This is a genomic window from Tenuifilum sp., from assembly GCF_037481895.1.
Taxonomy (GTDB): Bacteria; Bacteroidota; Bacteroidia; order Bacteroidales; family Tenuifilaceae; genus Tenuifilum; species Tenuifilum osseticum.
The window spans coordinates 37,446-53,516 of record NZ_JBBFKU010000004.1 but is presented as its reverse complement, the minus strand read 5'-3'; the positions used below and the strand labels follow the sequence as shown (position 1 = coordinate 53,516).

Annotated in this window: 12 protein-coding genes; 10 read left to right on the top strand and 2 right to left on the bottom strand. The window is 41.6% G+C overall.

Translation table 11 applies throughout. The features are described from left to right. The first annotated feature begins 95 nt into the window (after positions 1 to 95). From dnaK to WHS63_RS02065, 10 genes are all read left to right on the top strand, one after another. Positions 96 to 2,009: a molecular chaperone DnaK gene (dnaK, locus tag WHS63_RS02110; protein WP_445203678.1), complete on the top strand. Its 1,914-nt coding sequence runs from the start codon at positions 96 to 98 to the stop codon at positions 2,007 to 2,009. 144 nt (positions 2,010 to 2,153) lie between these two features. Beyond that, entirely contained in the window at positions 2,154 to 2,375 is a 222-nt protein-coding gene (locus tag WHS63_RS02105) for an antitoxin VbhA family protein (RefSeq protein ID WP_369490406.1), read from the top strand. Then, the gene (locus WHS63_RS02100; protein WP_445203677.1) at positions 2,368 to 2,973 is read left to right on the top strand and encodes a Fic/DOC family protein; all 606 of its coding nucleotides are present in this window, start codon (positions 2,368 to 2,370) and stop codon (positions 2,971 to 2,973) included. The genes WHS63_RS02105 and WHS63_RS02100 overlap by 8 nt, the downstream gene beginning before the upstream one ends. Before the next feature lie 190 nt (positions 2,974 to 3,163). Further along, entirely contained in the window at positions 3,164 to 3,964 is an 801-nt protein-coding gene (locus WHS63_RS02095; RefSeq protein ID WP_445203676.1) for a toxin-antitoxin system YwqK family antitoxin, read from the top strand. 14 nt (positions 3,965 to 3,978) lie between these two features. After that, positions 3,979 to 5,616, top strand: coding sequence for a S8 family serine peptidase (locus WHS63_RS02090; protein WP_445203675.1), 1,638 nt, complete (start codon positions 3,979 to 3,981; stop codon positions 5,614 to 5,616). Continuing rightward, positions 5,616 to 6,989 carry an exodeoxyribonuclease VII large subunit gene (gene xseA, locus WHS63_RS02085; protein WP_445203674.1) on the top strand — a complete coding sequence of 458 codons (1,374 nt, stop codon included), beginning with the start codon at positions 5,616 to 5,618 and terminating at the stop codon, positions 6,987 to 6,989. The genes WHS63_RS02090 and xseA overlap by 1 nt, the downstream gene beginning before the upstream one ends. A gap of 30 nt (positions 6,990 to 7,019) precedes the next feature. Beyond that, positions 7,020 to 9,212 carry a tetratricopeptide repeat-containing sensor histidine kinase gene (locus tag WHS63_RS02080; protein ID WP_445203673.1) on the top strand — a complete coding sequence of 731 codons (2,193 nt, stop codon included), beginning with the start codon at positions 7,020 to 7,022 and terminating at the stop codon, positions 9,210 to 9,212. 71 nt (positions 9,213 to 9,283) lie between these two features. Continuing rightward, positions 9,284 to 12,169, top strand: coding sequence for a tetratricopeptide repeat protein (locus WHS63_RS02075; protein ID WP_445203672.1), 2,886 nt, complete (start codon positions 9,284 to 9,286; stop codon positions 12,167 to 12,169). Then, positions 12,150 to 12,359, top strand: coding sequence for an exodeoxyribonuclease VII small subunit (xseB, locus tag WHS63_RS02070; protein ID WP_369490043.1), 210 nt, complete (start codon positions 12,150 to 12,152; stop codon positions 12,357 to 12,359). The genes WHS63_RS02075 and xseB overlap by 20 nt, the downstream gene beginning before the upstream one ends. 100 nt (positions 12,360 to 12,459) lie before the next feature. Further along, positions 12,460 to 14,064: an adenylate/guanylate cyclase domain-containing protein gene (locus WHS63_RS02065; RefSeq protein WP_445203671.1), complete on the top strand. Its 1,605-nt coding sequence runs from the start codon at positions 12,460 to 12,462 to the stop codon at positions 14,062 to 14,064. 4 nt (positions 14,065 to 14,068) lie between these two features. Here the strand turns inward: WHS63_RS02065 and cdd are convergent, their stop codons facing one another. Then, positions 14,069 to 14,548: a cytidine deaminase gene (gene cdd / locus WHS63_RS02060; protein ID WP_445198988.1), complete on the bottom strand. Its 480-nt coding sequence runs from the start codon at positions 14,546 to 14,548 to the stop codon at positions 14,069 to 14,071. A gap of 76 nt (positions 14,549 to 14,624) precedes the next feature. Continuing rightward, on the bottom strand, positions 14,625 to 16,058 hold the full coding sequence (gene aspA, locus WHS63_RS02055) for an aspartate ammonia-lyase (protein ID WP_445203713.1): 1,434 nt from the start codon (positions 16,056 to 16,058) through the stop codon (positions 14,625 to 14,627). Positions 16,059 to 16,071: the final 13 nt, after the last annotated feature.

Genomic DNA, 16,071 nt, shown 5'->3' with positions numbered 1-16,071 from the left:
AGTCCTTTTTGGGGGTTGGCACAATGATTGAACAAAGTGAAAGGAATGCTTAAAAACGAAACAAATCAAAAGTATAACAATAAAAATCTACAGCAATGAGCAAAATAATTGGAATTGACCTAGGAACAACCAACTCATGCGTTGCCGTAATGGAAGGTAACGAACCGGTTGTTATAACAAACAGCGAGGGGAAACGCACTACCCCATCGGTAGTTGCATTTGCCGAAAACGGTGAGCGCAAGGTTGGCGACCCAGCAAAGCGTCAGGCAATAATCAACCCCCAAAAAACCATATTCTCAATTAAACGATTCATGGGCGAAACCTACGATAAGGTTGCCCAGGTTGAAATACCCCGTGTACCCTACAAGGTGGTTCGTGGCGATAATAACACCCCACGTGTAGATATTGATGGCCGCCTGTACACCCCTCAGGAAATATCATCGATGATTCTTCAGAAGATGAAGAAAACTGCTGAGGATTACCTGGGACACGAAGTAACCGAAGCCGTTATCACCGTACCAGCCTACTTTAGCGACTCGCAACGTCAGGCTACCAAAGAAGCCGGTGAAATTGCAGGCCTAAAGGTTCGTCGTATCATCAACGAGCCCACTGCCGCAGCACTGGCATATGGTCTCGATAAAAAGAATAAGGATATAAAGGTGGCCGTGTATGACCTTGGTGGTGGTACTTTCGATATCTCAATCCTTGAACTTGGCGATGGAGTTTTTGAGGTTAAGTCAACCAATGGCGATACCCACCTTGGGGGCGATGACTTTGACCAAGTAATTATTGATTGGCTGGCTGAAGAGTTCCTGAAGGATGAAGGCGTTGACCTCCGTAAAGACCCTATGGCACTCCAACGCTTAAAGGAGGCTGCAGAAAAGGCTAAGATTGAGCTCTCAAGCACCACAACTACCGAAATCAACCTTCCGTACATCATGCCCGTTAACGGCATACCCAAACACCTGGTTAAAACCTTAACCCGAGCCCAGTTTGAGAAACTGGCCGACCACCTCATTCAGCGTACCGTTGAACCATGCCGTAAAGCTTTGGCCGATGCAGGCTTACAGCCTTCCGATATCGACGAGGTAATCCTAGTTGGTGGTTCAACCCGTATCCCTAAGGTTCAAGAGGTAGTTGAAAAATTCTTCAACCGCAAACCCAATAAAAGCGTAAACCCCGATGAGGTTGTTGCCGTTGGTGCAGCCATCCAGGGTGGCGTGCTTACCGGTGAGGTTAAGGATGTTCTGCTGCTTGACGTTACACCTCTTTCGTTGGGTATCGAAACCTTAGGTGGTGTTTTCACCAAGCTGATTGAAGCTAATACCACCATCCCTACCCGTAAAACCGAGGTATTTACAACCGCTGCCGATAATCAACCTTCGGTTGAAATACATGTGCTTCAAGGTGAACGTCCCTTGGCTAAGGACAACAAAACAATTGGACGTTTCCACCTCGATGGAATACCACCTGCCCCACGCGGCGTACCCCAAATTGAGGTTACTTTCGACATCGACGCAAATGGTATTTTACATGTAACCGCTAAGGATAGAGGTACAGGCAAGGAGCAAAAGATACGTATTGAGGCCTCATCGGGTCTTACCGAAGAGGAAATCAAGCGCATGCGGGAGGAAGCCAAGCGTAATGAGGAAGCCGACCGTAGGGAGAAAGAGCGTATCGAGAAGATTAACGCTGCCGACAGCTTGATTTTCCAAACCGAAAAGCAACTCAAAGAGTTTGGCGATAAACTCCCTGCCGACAAGAAAGCTTCCATTGAAGCAGCACTTGGTAAACTTAAGGACGCTCATAAGAGCCAGGATTTAGCTGCCATTGAGAACGCAACCAACGAACTCAATGCTGCATGGCAGGCTGCATCGGAGGAACTTTACAAAGCGCAAGCACAAGCTAACGCTGGTGCTGGCCAACAGGCCAATGCCAACCCAGGTAGTTCATCATCATCGGGCAACGACCAGGAAGTAACCGATGTTGATTTTGAAGAGGTGAAATAACCCGAATGGATACTAACCAAAGCCGCCTAAAAGGCGGCTTTTTTTTATTTTATACTGTTTCCTATAGACCCTTCTAATACTATAAAATTAAAGATTTGACGAAGATTTTTTGTAAATTTGAAGAAATTTAAGAACTGAAAAGAGATGTTCAATGCAATTGAAGTAGACAGAAAGAATCTGACAATAATGGGGGTCAAATTTTCGGACCTGAAAACTTTAGAACTCACAGCAAAGGCTTTGGGGAGTAACATGTTTGAAGGATTTACACCAACTCAAAAAGGAATTGAAATTATAAGGGATTATGTGACTGGAAAAATATCCCTAACAGAACTTGTGGCATTTGCAAAACAAAAAGCCTATGTCTAATTCATACAAGTACATAGACCCAGACTACAGCTACATTGACCCCAAGACAGGAATTTTAAGAAATTTACAGGATATATCAGACCCCGAAGTATTACTCTTTGTTGAGAGTAGTGCGGTAACTAAACGACTTTTGGAACTATACGAGAGCCCGATAAAAATTAAAGGAATTGACAGCCTTTTTGAAATTCATAGACATTTGTTTCAAGATATTTACATTTGGGCTGGGAAAAAACGGGTTGTTGAAATCAGCAAAGACGGCAAACAATTCTTCCCAACTACTTACTTTGACAACGCTTTTAGATATATTGACCAACTAATTGATGAGTACAGGAAAATCCCGAAAAACAACAAAAGGAAATTAGCAGAGAAATTGGCAGAAATATTGGACAATGTTAACTATTTGCATCCGTTCAGAGAAGGAAATGGACGAGCACAAAGAGAATTTATTCGGCTGTTGGCTTTGGAAAAGGGCTTGATATTAAATCTAAACCCACCAGACAATATAAGTGTTTACGAACGTTATACGAAAGGAACTGTTGAAAGCGATGTTACAACGCTGACTGAGCTTATCTTTGAACTTATTACAACTGATAAATGAGAAAAAAAAGAACAATAACAAGTGTTTTGTTTAATGGCAATATACGAGGTTTATTGAAAATTTATATTGCATCAACTTTTTGATTTGTTGACAATTTTAACTTATAAATCTTACTCTTTACCATAAACCAATTTGTTATACTAAACATAGGCATTCAATTTGTAATAGAACTTAATAAAAAACAGTAAGCATGAAACGTATTTTGGCTTTTTTAGTTCTACTTATTTTTTCCGGATTAGCCATTGGGCAAACCGATGGTGCAAAAAACCAACTTGATAGTAAAAACCGAAAGCAGGGTTACTGGTGCAAGTATTACCCAAACGGCAAGAAAGCCTATGAGGGTTGGTTCAAGGACGACAAACCAGTTGGAGAATTTAAGCGTTACCACCAAAACGGAGAGCTAAAGGTGATAATGGTTTACACCGAATCTTCACCCTATGTAATCACAACCTTCTTCAATGAAGATGGGAAAAAAATTGTTAGCGGTTTTTACAAAAACCAGCAAAAGGATAGCCTCTGGCAGTATTACTCCATGGAGGGAAAATTGATTTTTGAGGAACGATACACGAACGGTTTGAAGAACGGAAGAACTAGAAGTTTTTACCCTTCGGGTAAAGTTCTGGAAAGTGCCAGCTACACCAATGGAAACCTGAATGGTTTGGTAGTCCAGTTTTTTGAGAATGGGTTAAACAAAAGCATCATCCCATATACAAATGGTGAGATTGATGGTACTATGAAAGTGTTTAACCCCAATGGTACAACAAGAATAGAGGGGTCTTATATTAAAGGGCTTAAGCATGGTGAATGGAAATTTTACGATACCGATGGAAAATTATCGCAAACCATAAAATATTTCAATGGAGTAGCTGAAAATGAAAATGAGCTCATCGAAAAGGAATCAAAATACATAGAATCGCTTTTAAAGAATGCAGGAAAATTAAAGGAGCCATCAATTGATGATGTAATGAACTCAATGGGAACCCGATACTAAAACCAATGCCTGTTATGAAAAATTACCAAAACCATTTAAGAATCATTCTTTTACTTTTTATAATTTCAGGTATAGTGCCACTAAGGGTTTCCGCCCAGGCAAAATATTTTGTTGCATTTACTGACAAACAGAATTCAACATATTCCATTGATAACCCAAATGAATTTTTATCGGCAAGGGCTATTGAACGACGGGCAAAACAGGGCATTACCATATCCACCGATGATTTACCGGTAACGCCAGCCTATGTGAACCAGGTTGCTCAGAGCGCCACAATGGTTCATTACTCCCTACGCTGGTTTAATGGCGTTGTTGCCACTTTAACCCCAGAGCAGCTAACAAACGTGCAAGGATTACCCTTTGTAAAAAAGATAACCAAGATTTATGAACCGGCAAAGTCAGAAGCCGATGATAAAATGGAGTGGCAGCCCCTTGTACCAACTGAAAAAAGGGAATTTGCAGGGTTAAACTACGGCGCATCGTACACTCAAATTTCTATGATGAATGGCCACTTGCTTCACGCCAATGGTTACCTTGGTCAGGAAAAAGTTATTGCAGTGCTCGATGCAGGATTCCTGAATGTTAATACCCACAATGCTTTCGATAGCCTTTGGCAAAGAGGACGCATACTGGGTGCTCGTGATTTTGTGAACCCACAATCGGATATTTACAAGGAGCATTACCACGGCACAATGGTACTATCGGCCATGGGGGGATATATTGACGGGCAACTAATTGGCACAGCCCCAAGGGCTAAGTATTGGCTAATTAGAACCGAGGATGCGGCCACCGAGCAAATAATTGAGGAATACAATTGGGCTGCAGGTGCGGAGTTTGCCGATAGTGTTGGAGCTGACATCATTAACTCTTCGTTGGGTTACACCACTTTTGATGTTGCCAACCAAAATCACACCTATCAGGATCTTAATGGCAACACAGCCCCTGTCACACTTGCTGCCAACATGGCAGCAAGCAAAGGAATGGTTGTGGTTGTGAGTGCCGGAAACGATGGGAACGCCCCCTGGCACTACATTTCGGTTCCAGCCGATTCGCCAAACGTACTAACGGTAGGTGCGGTAGATAACAAAAGAGTAAAGGCCGATTTCAGCTCATTTGGTCCCACGGCCGATGGAAGAATAAAACCCGATGTTTGCGCCATGGGTAAAGGGACTGTTTTGGCCATTGCTACCGGAACTACTGGAACTTCCAATGGTACATCTTTCTCATCACCCTTGATGGCTGGCATGGTGGCTTGCCTATGGCAGGCCAAACCATCGCTTACCGCACAACAAATTGTTGAGCTAATTAAAAGCTCATCGTCAAGTTATGCATCACCCAACAATAGCACGGGTTACGGAATCCCTGATTTTGCGCAGGCATCAACTTCAAGCATTACTGATACTAGAAACAGCATAGAACTTTGGCCAAACCCCTTTACTTCAAAAATTAATATCCTTTTAGGAAAATCGTTCATACCAGCAAACATCTCAATTTTCACAACCAACGGTCAGCTGATTTTAACTAAGAATGCTTTTAGCGATGGTACTGGTCAAGTTGAAATCAACATTTCTGAGGAATTGCCCAAAGGGATTTACCTGCTCTCAATAGATATCTCAGGCAGCAGATACTACGTTACGGGTATTAAGCAGTGATGGTAGAAAAACAAAAAACATACTCGCTCAAGGAGCTTAACCTGCTTGTAAAGGAAACCCTAAGCCAATACTTGTCGCAGGCATACTGGATTGTGGGTGAAATTAGCGAAATAAAGGAGCATTACTCGGGACATTGCTACCTTGAACTCATCCAAAAGGACGAAGAATCGGACAACATTGTGGCACGTGCAAGGGCCACAATATGGTCGTACAGCTACCGCATGCTTAAACCCTACTTTGAATCAACAACTGGCCGTAAACTTTCTCCTGGCCTTAAGGTTATGGTGCTGGCACAGGTGAGTTTTCATGAGGTTTACGGCTACAGCCTAAATATTACTGACATTGAACCCACATTCACCATCGGCGATTTGGAACTAAAACGGCGCGAAACCATTAACCGCCTTATAGCCGACGGTGTATTTGATATGAATCGTGAACAAACTCTGGATTTACTCCCTAACAGAGTTGCAGTGATATCGTCGCCTCAGGCTGCTGGGTACGAAGACTTCCTTAAGCAACTACTGGGCAACAGAAACCGATACCGTTTTTCCATCAAGCTATTTGAAGCCGTTATGCAAGGCGAAGATGCTGAAACCTCAATTACTCAAGCACTATCAAATATCTACAATGAGATAGATAGGTTCGACTTGGTGGCTATTGTTCGTGGTGGTGGCGCCTCTGCCGACCTATCGTGCTTTGATTCATACAGTATTGCAAGCCATATTGCACAGTTTCCACTGCCCGTTATCACCGGAATTGGCCATGAAAAGGACACAACAGTTGCCGATTTGGTTGCTTTCAAAGCAGTAAAAACACCTACTGCCCTTGCGGAGTATCTTATCGATTTAGCTAGCGAGGCTGAGCAGCTTTACCTTACACTACTTGACAGCCTAGTGGAGCTATCAACAAGCTTTATCGAAAGTTCAAAATCGCAGCTGATTTTTTTGGCCGACCAGCTCAAATCGGCTAGCCAGCTTACAGTATCTCGACATAAAAACAGGCTAACAAAAACCTGGTCATCGCTACCAGTACTTGCAAAGTTTTACATGTTTAAGAGCTTGTCACAAGTACAAGGTTTGAAAGAACAGGTAAAGTCTGCAGCCGAAAACTATGTTAATACTCCAAAAATCGCCATAGAAAAATATCAAAAGGACTTAAAAAAGTATACGCTTCAAACCCTATCGGCTAACAAACAAAAAGTAGATTTTTTTGGCAGAATGATAGAAACAATGAACCCAATAAATACGTTAAAGAAAGGGTTTACAATAACCATGATTGACGGGAAAACCATTAAAAGCGCTAGTGAAATTGGGGAAGGTAGCTTGTTAACAACTAAATTTTGGGATGGCGAAGTTAAAAGTGTTGTGAAATAGATTTTATTCGTAATTTGATAAAAAAAAGGTGTGAGAAGTAACAATATTAAAATATTATTAAACCTAATAGTTATATTTTACCTGCCTATTGCCGGCTTTACCCAGCAACCATCAATTTCAATTGATAGCTTAAGGTTACAGCTTAATAATGCCAAGGGCATAGAGAAAGTCAACATTCTTATTGATATATCAAAATACTACTGGGATGTAAACCCTGACTCATCCGTCATTTATGCTGAAAAATCGCTCAAAGAAGCAAAAGCTGATGGCAGCGACGATGCCATAGGCGATGCCTATAATGCCTTGGGGAATGCTTACTCCTCAAAGCACCAAAACGAAACAGCCTTAAGTTTCTACCTGAAATCGTTGGAGTTCAGGGAACAAAATGGCAACCCTTTAAAAATTGGAAATTCATACCATAACCTTGGGCTGGTTTACAGAGATCTTAAGCAATTCAATCTTGCAGTTAGCAGTCATACTAAGGCAGCAGACTATTACGAAAAAGCCAAACGATACGATTTACAATCAATCTCATATAACCGAATTGCAAGCCTTTACAACCAAATAAACGATAAAAATAAAGCGTTAGAATACGCCTTTAAAGCATTAAATATTGTAAACGAGAACAATATTGACGAATTAAAGGCTAACCTTTACAATCTGATAGGATCGCTGAACAGGGATTTGAAAAACTTGGAACTGGCTGAGAAGTACTATACCCTTGCTTTTAAGGAGTGGGAAAAAAGCAAAAACATTAGTGGACTTAGCACTGCCTACAACAACTTAGGAATAATACTCGACGAGAAAGGCGATTTGCAGAAGGCTTTGGAGTATTATACAAAATCGATGGAATTTGCTACCCAACAGAGGGATTCATCGGGCATAGCAACCGCTTACAACAATATTGGTTTCCTATATGCCAGAATTAACCAATTTGACAAAGCCTTGATGAGCTACCAAAAATCTTATGAAATTTCATTGAAAACAAATGGAGTTGACGCCGCCCACAATACACTAAACAATATTGCATCTACATATCTCAAGCAAAATAATCTTGAAAAGGCAAGTGAAGCGCTTAATAAAGCGCTCCGAAACATTCCCAATGTAGTAGATCAAGCCTACAAACAGGAAACCTACCAGCTACTGAGCGACCTCTATGCAAAAAAGGGCGATTATAGAAATGCTTACCATTACAAGTGTATTGAACTTGCATACGCCGATACTCTCTATACCCAGCAACGCCTTTCCAGCATTGCCGAAATGCAGGCACGGTACGAAACCGAAACCAAAGAAAAAGAAATAGAACTCCTGAAGAAAGATGTTGAGCTAAAGGAGTTACAGTTCCAAAAACAACGAAGCGTACAGCAAGTATTAATTTCCCTAACTCTTTTGTTGCTGGCTATATTCTTTGGCACATCATTAATTTTAACCATAATTCGGAAAAAGAATAAGCAACTGGCTGAGAAAAACGCTGAATTATTTGAAATCAACAAAAAGCTGAAAGAATCAGAGAAAAACCTTAGCGAGCTAAATGCCACCAAGGATAAACTATTCTCCATTATTGCACACGATTTAAAAAATCCATTTAACGCCTTAATTGGGTTTAGCGATATTCTTGAACGCAACTTTAACCACCTGACCGATAACGAAAAGAAAGAATACATCTCGGTAATCTCTGAGTCGGCTCAGAATCTTTACAAGCTGCTCGATAACCTTTTACAGTGGACACGAGCCCAAACCGGTAGCATTAACTACATTCCCGAGAAATTCAAACTTGAGCCTTTGATAAAGCAAGAAGTGGTAAACCTAAATGCAAACGCCGAAAAGAAGAGGATAAATGTTTCCGTTAACGCAAGTACATCAATTAGTGTTTACGCTGATAAAAATAGCATAGCAACCGTTATTCGCAACCTGCTTAGCAATGCAATTAAATTTACTGACATTGGAGGAACTATCGAGATAATCGCAGGTGAATCAAAAGATTTTCCTAAAATGGCAGAAGTGGTTGTTAAGGATTCAGGTGTAGGTATAGATCAGGATGACCTTGAACGAATCTTCATGATTGACGGTTCCTACAGCACAAAGGGCACAGCCAATGAAACGGGTACCGGACTGGGGCTACTGCTTTGCCACGAGTTTGTAACAAAGAACAATGGTAAAATTTGGGTAAACAGCTCTAAAGGGAGTGGTAGCGAGTTTCACTTTACTATACCACTTGCATAACCCATCCCATTTGTTTGTCATAATCATTTTTTTCCCTTACTTTGCTATGAGCATCACTTATAGTAATTAAAATGTTGCAAAAAATTAAAGTTCCCTTTTTTTTAGTCCTGTTGGCCTTTTGCTCCTTTTCACAGGGTTCAAAGGTCAATATTGACAGCTTAATTGCCACCATTAAAAAGTACTCCATTGAGAATCCTGAAGTTTCAGCCATAAGCTGCAATCGCCTTTTCTTACAGGTGAAACAAAACCCCAGCGATTCACTTACAGCACTTTACCACCTTGCCATGAGCGAATACAAAAGTGGACTGGGCATTACCGGCGAGGCCTCAGGTCATGTTGATACAGCAATTAGTATCGCACAGTCTAAAAGAAACCAACCCTTATACGTTGATGCTCTTTTACAAAAATCAGCATTACTACTACGATCGGGTAATTACAGCGAAGCTGTCAAGGTGAATGAAAAGGCAAGGCTTACAGCTTTGAAAGGGAAAAATAACCGCTTACTTATTCAAAGCTTGCTGCTACGGGGAGATATTTACAAGGAAATTGGGCAGTATAACGATGCCTTGAGCAAAAAGGGTGAAGCATTAGCCATTGCAAAAAAAATTGGTGTAGCCATTGCTGAATGCCATCAAAGCATTGGCAGCACTCACTGGAACTTTGGCAATTACCAGGAGGCACTTAAATCGTACTTTGAAGGGCTTATTGTTGCTGAAAAGGATAACGACACCCTGAGAATTATTCAACTTTTAAAGAATATCGGACTAACCTACCGCGAAACAGGCAATTTCGACAAATCGACAAGTCATCTTAGCAAGGCTCTTCAAGTAGCAGAAAAAAATCAGCTAAACGATGAACTAGCCGATATTTTTAATATTATGGGCGGAGTTTACCTTAAGTTTTCTCAGCCTGCAAAGGCCATTGAATACTACAAACAAAGCCTAAACATCAGGGAAACACTTGGCTATAAACAGTCGAGCATTAACACCCTGAACAATTTGGCTAAAGCCTACTTGCTGCTAAAAAATAGCAGCGAATCTATAACATCGCTCAACAAGGCACTGGAACTATCAAAAGAAATTGGAGACCCGCTCACTGAAGCCAATATCCACAATGAGCTAGGGAATACCTATTTAAGCATTGAGGACTACCCTGAGGCCCTCCGCAGGTACTTGCTTGCTTTAAAAATTCGTCAGTCGTACGGGAAAGATGAGGATATTGCTCGCACCATGGTAAACATTGCCCTGGTTTATCGGCGCCTAGGCTTATTCCGCAATGCCCAAAAGTATATGAGTGAAGCAAAAGGCTTAGTTGAAAACCTTGATGCTAAGCCGGATCTAAAGATATACATATACCAAAATATGGGTAATGTATATTATGACCAGAAGCAATATACCTATGCCATTAACGCTTACCAGAAAGCATTAGAACTGAGCGAGAAGAAAGGTGATGACCTCCAGGTTACCCGGGTGCTAAGAAACATTGCCCAAACCTACCTCGATTTGAATAAACCAAGTAAAGCCAGAAATACCATAACCCAAGCAATAAAAATTGCGCTGAGAAGCAACCAAAATCAGATACTTGCGGACTTATATAACACCCTTGGCAACATTGAACGCCAGGATAATAACTTTGACCTGGCGCTAACCCATTACAACACCGCAAAGGAAAAATATAAGCAGAACTTAAATGCCGATGGCGAAGCGCTTTGCCTTAGGAAAATAGGTGAGATTTACTCACTCCAAGGAAGATACAAGGACGCAAAAGTAAATATTAACCAATCAATACGTATTGGAAAAAGCGTTGGCAACCCATACCTTGTATTGCTCGGAACCCAGGCACTAAGCGATGTTGAAAAGGCACAGGGTAAGTTCGAGAACGCCTTAACCCTTTACCAAAAATATGTTTACCTTAAGGATAGCATTGAAGATGCCAAACGCAGCGAGGCAAACATTGATGCACATATCAACCTGGAACTGGATAAAACCAAGACTGAAATAAAACTGATTGAAGCCGAGGTAGAAGCATTGCGAACCAAGGTTGAACTCGATAGGGAACGCATAAACAAGCAAAAAGCACAGCGCAATCTCCTGGTAACAGCAGTAATTTTTCTGCTTTTTATTGCATTAGGGAGTTTCTACCTTTTCAACCAAAAAAAGAATTTAGCCCGGCTCCAACGGGAGAAATACGAGGAGGAGGAAAGGATAAATCAAAAATTAAAGCAATACCAGGCAGAGCTTGAACAAAACATTAAAACCAAGGATAAACTGTTTTCCATTGTAGCTCATGATTTACGAAGCCCTTTCACTGCTCTTGTAGGTCTTTCGGAGATTTTGGCCACTAAAGCCGATGAACTCCCGCCCTCCGAGGTTAAAGAGTTTAGCAACCACATACACCAGTCAGCCTCAAATGTACTTGAGCTCACTGAAAACCTTCTTAGCTGGGCACGGAGCCAAACTGGCAAGCTAGCGTTAAATCCAGCATACATAAATATTAGCGAACTAATAAGCAAGGCTGTCGAAGTGGCATCGTTGCCTGCAGGTGAAAAAGAAATAAAAATCGAGGTAATATGCAATGAAACAGTGACCGCTTTTGCCGACTACGACACTCTACTAACCATAATCCGGAATCTGCTTAGCAATGCCATAAAGTTTACCCCAAGTGGTGGCAAAATTTCATTAAAGGCTTCGTCCGATAATCAAAAAGTGACAATTCAAGTAACCGATACGGGTGTTGGAATAGCCCCTGAAAATTTGAGTAACCTATTTCGGCTCGATGGTTTTACTACCAAGGGAACCAATTCCGAGAGCGGAACAGGACTAGGATTAATGCTTTGTAAGGAATTTGCCGAGGCTAATGGCGGCACCATAAGCGTAAGTAGTACCCTGGGAAAGGGAACAACATTTACAATAACTTTACCCGCAAAAAATGTAATGTATGACCAAGAAACCTGTTAAGTATAGCGAGGCTATTGAGGAGGTTGAGAGAATTATCAACCAAATAGAATCGAACGAACTTGATATTGATGAGTTAACGGAGAAAATCCGGCGCGCCTCGGAACTACTAAAATTCTGCAAACAAAAACTTCACTTTACCGAGGAGGAAATTCAAAAAATTATTGACCAGATGCAGAAAGATGATGAGTAAAAAATGCTTTTTACTTGGATGCGGGCGAAAAATAATTTCCGCAAACGTTTCCATTAATACATAATTTTTCGTTTTTTTGCTTTAAGATCGGAATTGAAAAATGCCTTACAAAGTTTTAACAGCTTGTGGAAACATTCAACTTTTAGAAGATATTCAACGAATATTCAGCCTTGCCGACGATGATTTTACGGTAAGTAATATTCTTGATTCCGAGCGAATTATATCAACTATCACCAACAACAACCCGGACATTATCCTTTACGATATCCACTTTGCCAACAAGGCTGCCGCCGATGTACTATCAATCATAAAGGCCGATCCTGCTACATCTAACATCCCCATACTGGCTATTGCCGATTTCTTACAACCGGAACATATACAATCGCTATTCCACGCCGGTGCCGACGACTTTATTGGCTTGCCAATAAACACCCCTGAACTTATCCAGCGAACAATGGTAGGGATTCAGCGCGGACGTATGCTGAAAAAACTCAAAACCCTATCGGAACAGTTCGACAGCATCACAACTGCCATCAGCCAGGCGGGTAACTCAGTAATTATTATTAGCAATACAGGCGAAATTACATGGGTAAATGAGGGCTTTAAACGCCTTTACGAATGTAGTGTTGAGGAGTTTAAAGCAACCTTTGGCCAAAACCTTTTCTCGGAAACAATAAATAAAACAACTGCTGAAGCTATTAGAAAATGTATAGCTGGGGAATATGTGGTTTACGAAAGCAAATGGGTTACTCCCATGGGCAAGGAGAAATATATTCAAACCAGTCTAACACCTGTTTTTGATGACTTGCAGAACCTGAGCTACATTGTAGCCATTGAAATGGATATTACCGACCTTAAGTTAATAGAGAAAGACCTAGCTGAAAAGAATGAACATCTCCAAAGCATAATGGAGAACCTTGAGAATGCCAACAAAATCCTTGAGGAACAACAAAACCAAATTCAGAAACAGTCCGAATTGCTTGCAGAGGAAAAACAAAAAACCGAGGCCTTGCTGCTAAATATTTTACCACTTGAGGTTGCCAACGCCCTCCAGAAAAAAGGGATATATAAGCCTAAAAAGTTCAAGGAAGTTTCGGTTATGTTTGCCGACTTTGTTGGATTCTCAAAAATAAGTGTGGCATACGAGAATATTGATGAGTTCCTTAATGTCCTGAGCAGCTACTTTGAAGCATTCGACGAAATAGTTACCCAGCGCTATATTGAGAAGATTAAAACGATAGGCGATGCATACATGTGCGTGGGAGGATTGCCAAGAACCAACCATAGCCACCCGTTCGACACTGTGCTTGCAGCACTTGAACTCCAACGCTACACTAAAGCAAGAAACATTGAGGAGGCGCAGGCCAATAAGCCTACCTGGTCAATACGTATTGGTATTCACTCTGGCAGTGTGATAGCTGGGGTTATTGGTAAACACAAATTTGCTTACGACATCTGGGGCGATACGGTTAACGTGGCTAGCCGAATGGAAACAGCATGCGAACCTGGGAAAATTAATATTTCAGAGACTACATACTCATACATCAAGGATTACTTTATTTGTACGCCTCGAGGTAAAATTCCTGCCAAGAATATCGGTGAAATCGAGATGTTTTTTGTGGAAAGGATAAAACCGGAATTCTCCGAGGATGCCGATGGTTTTATTCCCAATAATGCTTTACGAAAGATAGTTTCCTCGCTATAAACCTTTACTCCTGATCCATTTCGCTTACATTGGTAAAGCTGAAGGGAAGTAGTTGCTTTACATCATCAATTTTGATAATCTTTCCCGCTCCTACCATATAAATGGTAAAGGGTTTATTGGATATCATCTGATATTCCAGCATTACCTGCCTACAAGCACCGCATGGCGATACCGGACTTACTGTAATCCCTTTCTCGTTCGATGCAACAACAGCTAATGCTTTAATTGGAACGTTAGGGTATTGCGCACCCGCATAGAAAAGGGCGACTCGCTCTGCGCAAAGACCTGAGGGGTATGCACCATTTTCCTGATTACTCCCGGTAATTATTACCCCGTTGTCCAGTAAAACTGCTGCTCCAACCCTAAAATGGGAGTAAGGTGAATAGCTGCCAGCCAAAGCTGCTTTAGCTTGTTCTATCAAATCTTTCTCCCAATCCTTTAATTGATTGGTGTCGTGAAACTCAGTATAATCAATTGTTAGCATTGCCACATATTTTTTAATGCACTCCCAACAAAAAAGGGAGTGCATCAAATGTAAGTATTTTTAGATAATATCGTACTTACAGATTTAATTTTCTTGGTTTAACCATATTTTCAGGGGCAAGAATGGTATCGAGCTGCTGCTTGGATAGCAAACCCTTTTGCAAAACCAGGTCATATACACTTTTATTGGTTACCAAAGCCTCCTTGGCAAGCTGGGTTGATGCTTCATAACCAATGTAAGGATTTAGGGCTGTTACCAGACCAATTGAGTTGTGCACCATACTCCTACAGCGCTCCTCGTTTGCAGTAATTCCATCAATACAACGATATTTTAACGTATTCATGCCATTCTTAAGCATCTCAATTGATTCAAAGAGGCTCTGAACAATAACGGGTTCAAAAACATTAAGTTCAAGCTGACCTCCCTCGGCGGCAAGGGTTACGGTTAAGTCGTTTCCAATTACCTTGAAAGCAATTTGGTTTACCACCTCAGGAATTACAGGATTCACTTTGCCAGGCATAATTGATGAGCCGGGCTGCATGGGCGGTAAATTAATTTCATTTAAGCCTGTTCGCGGGCCGGAGGACAGCAGGCGTAAATCGTTGGATATCTTGGAAAGCTTAACGGCTAGCCTCTTTACTGCCGATGAGTACATTACAAATGCACCGGTATCCTGTGTTGCCTCAACCAAGTTGGAGGCAAGTACCAGATCTAGTCCGGATATTTTACGTAAATGCTTTATTACTTTCTCCGGGTAATCGGGATCCGAGTTTATACCCGTTCCTATTGCGGTAGCCCCCATGTTAACCTCTAGGAATAGCCGTACATTCTGATTCAAGCGCTCCACCTCCTCGGAAAGGGTAACCGCATATGCCTCAAACTCCTGACCAAGAGTCATGGGAACAGCATCCTGAAGCTGCGTTCTTCCCATTTTTATTACATGGGCAAACTCTTTTGCCTTTGCTCTAAACGATTCAATTAGGGATTCAAGAACTCTTACCAGTTTTTTGTTTGAGTTGATAAGCGCAATTTTAACAGCAGTAGGGTAAGCATCGTTGGTTGACTGCGACATATTCACATGGTTCAGTGGATGGCAGTACTGATACTCCCCCTTTGAATACCCCAAATGTTCCAGTGCGCGGTTAGCAATAACCTCGTTGGCATTCATATTTGTGGAGGTACCCGCCCCACCCTGAATCATATCAACCACAAACTGATTGTGGAACTTCCCATTGGTTATTTCAGTGCAAGCTTTAATTATGGCGTCTTTAATGGTGGGATCAAGTAGACCTAGTTCATGGTTTGCCTCGGCGGCAGCCTGTTTCACCATTGCAAGAGCATCAATTAAATCAGGGTAAAAGTTCAGGGTTACCCCGGAGATGTTAAAATTCTCCAAAGCCCTTAGGGTTTGTACTCCATAGTAGTACTCTGCAGGCACTTCCCTCTCTCCAAGCAAGTCGTGCTCAAGGCGGGTCGCACCTGATTCATATTGGCTAGCAGGGTTTACCATACGGTTGTTGGCA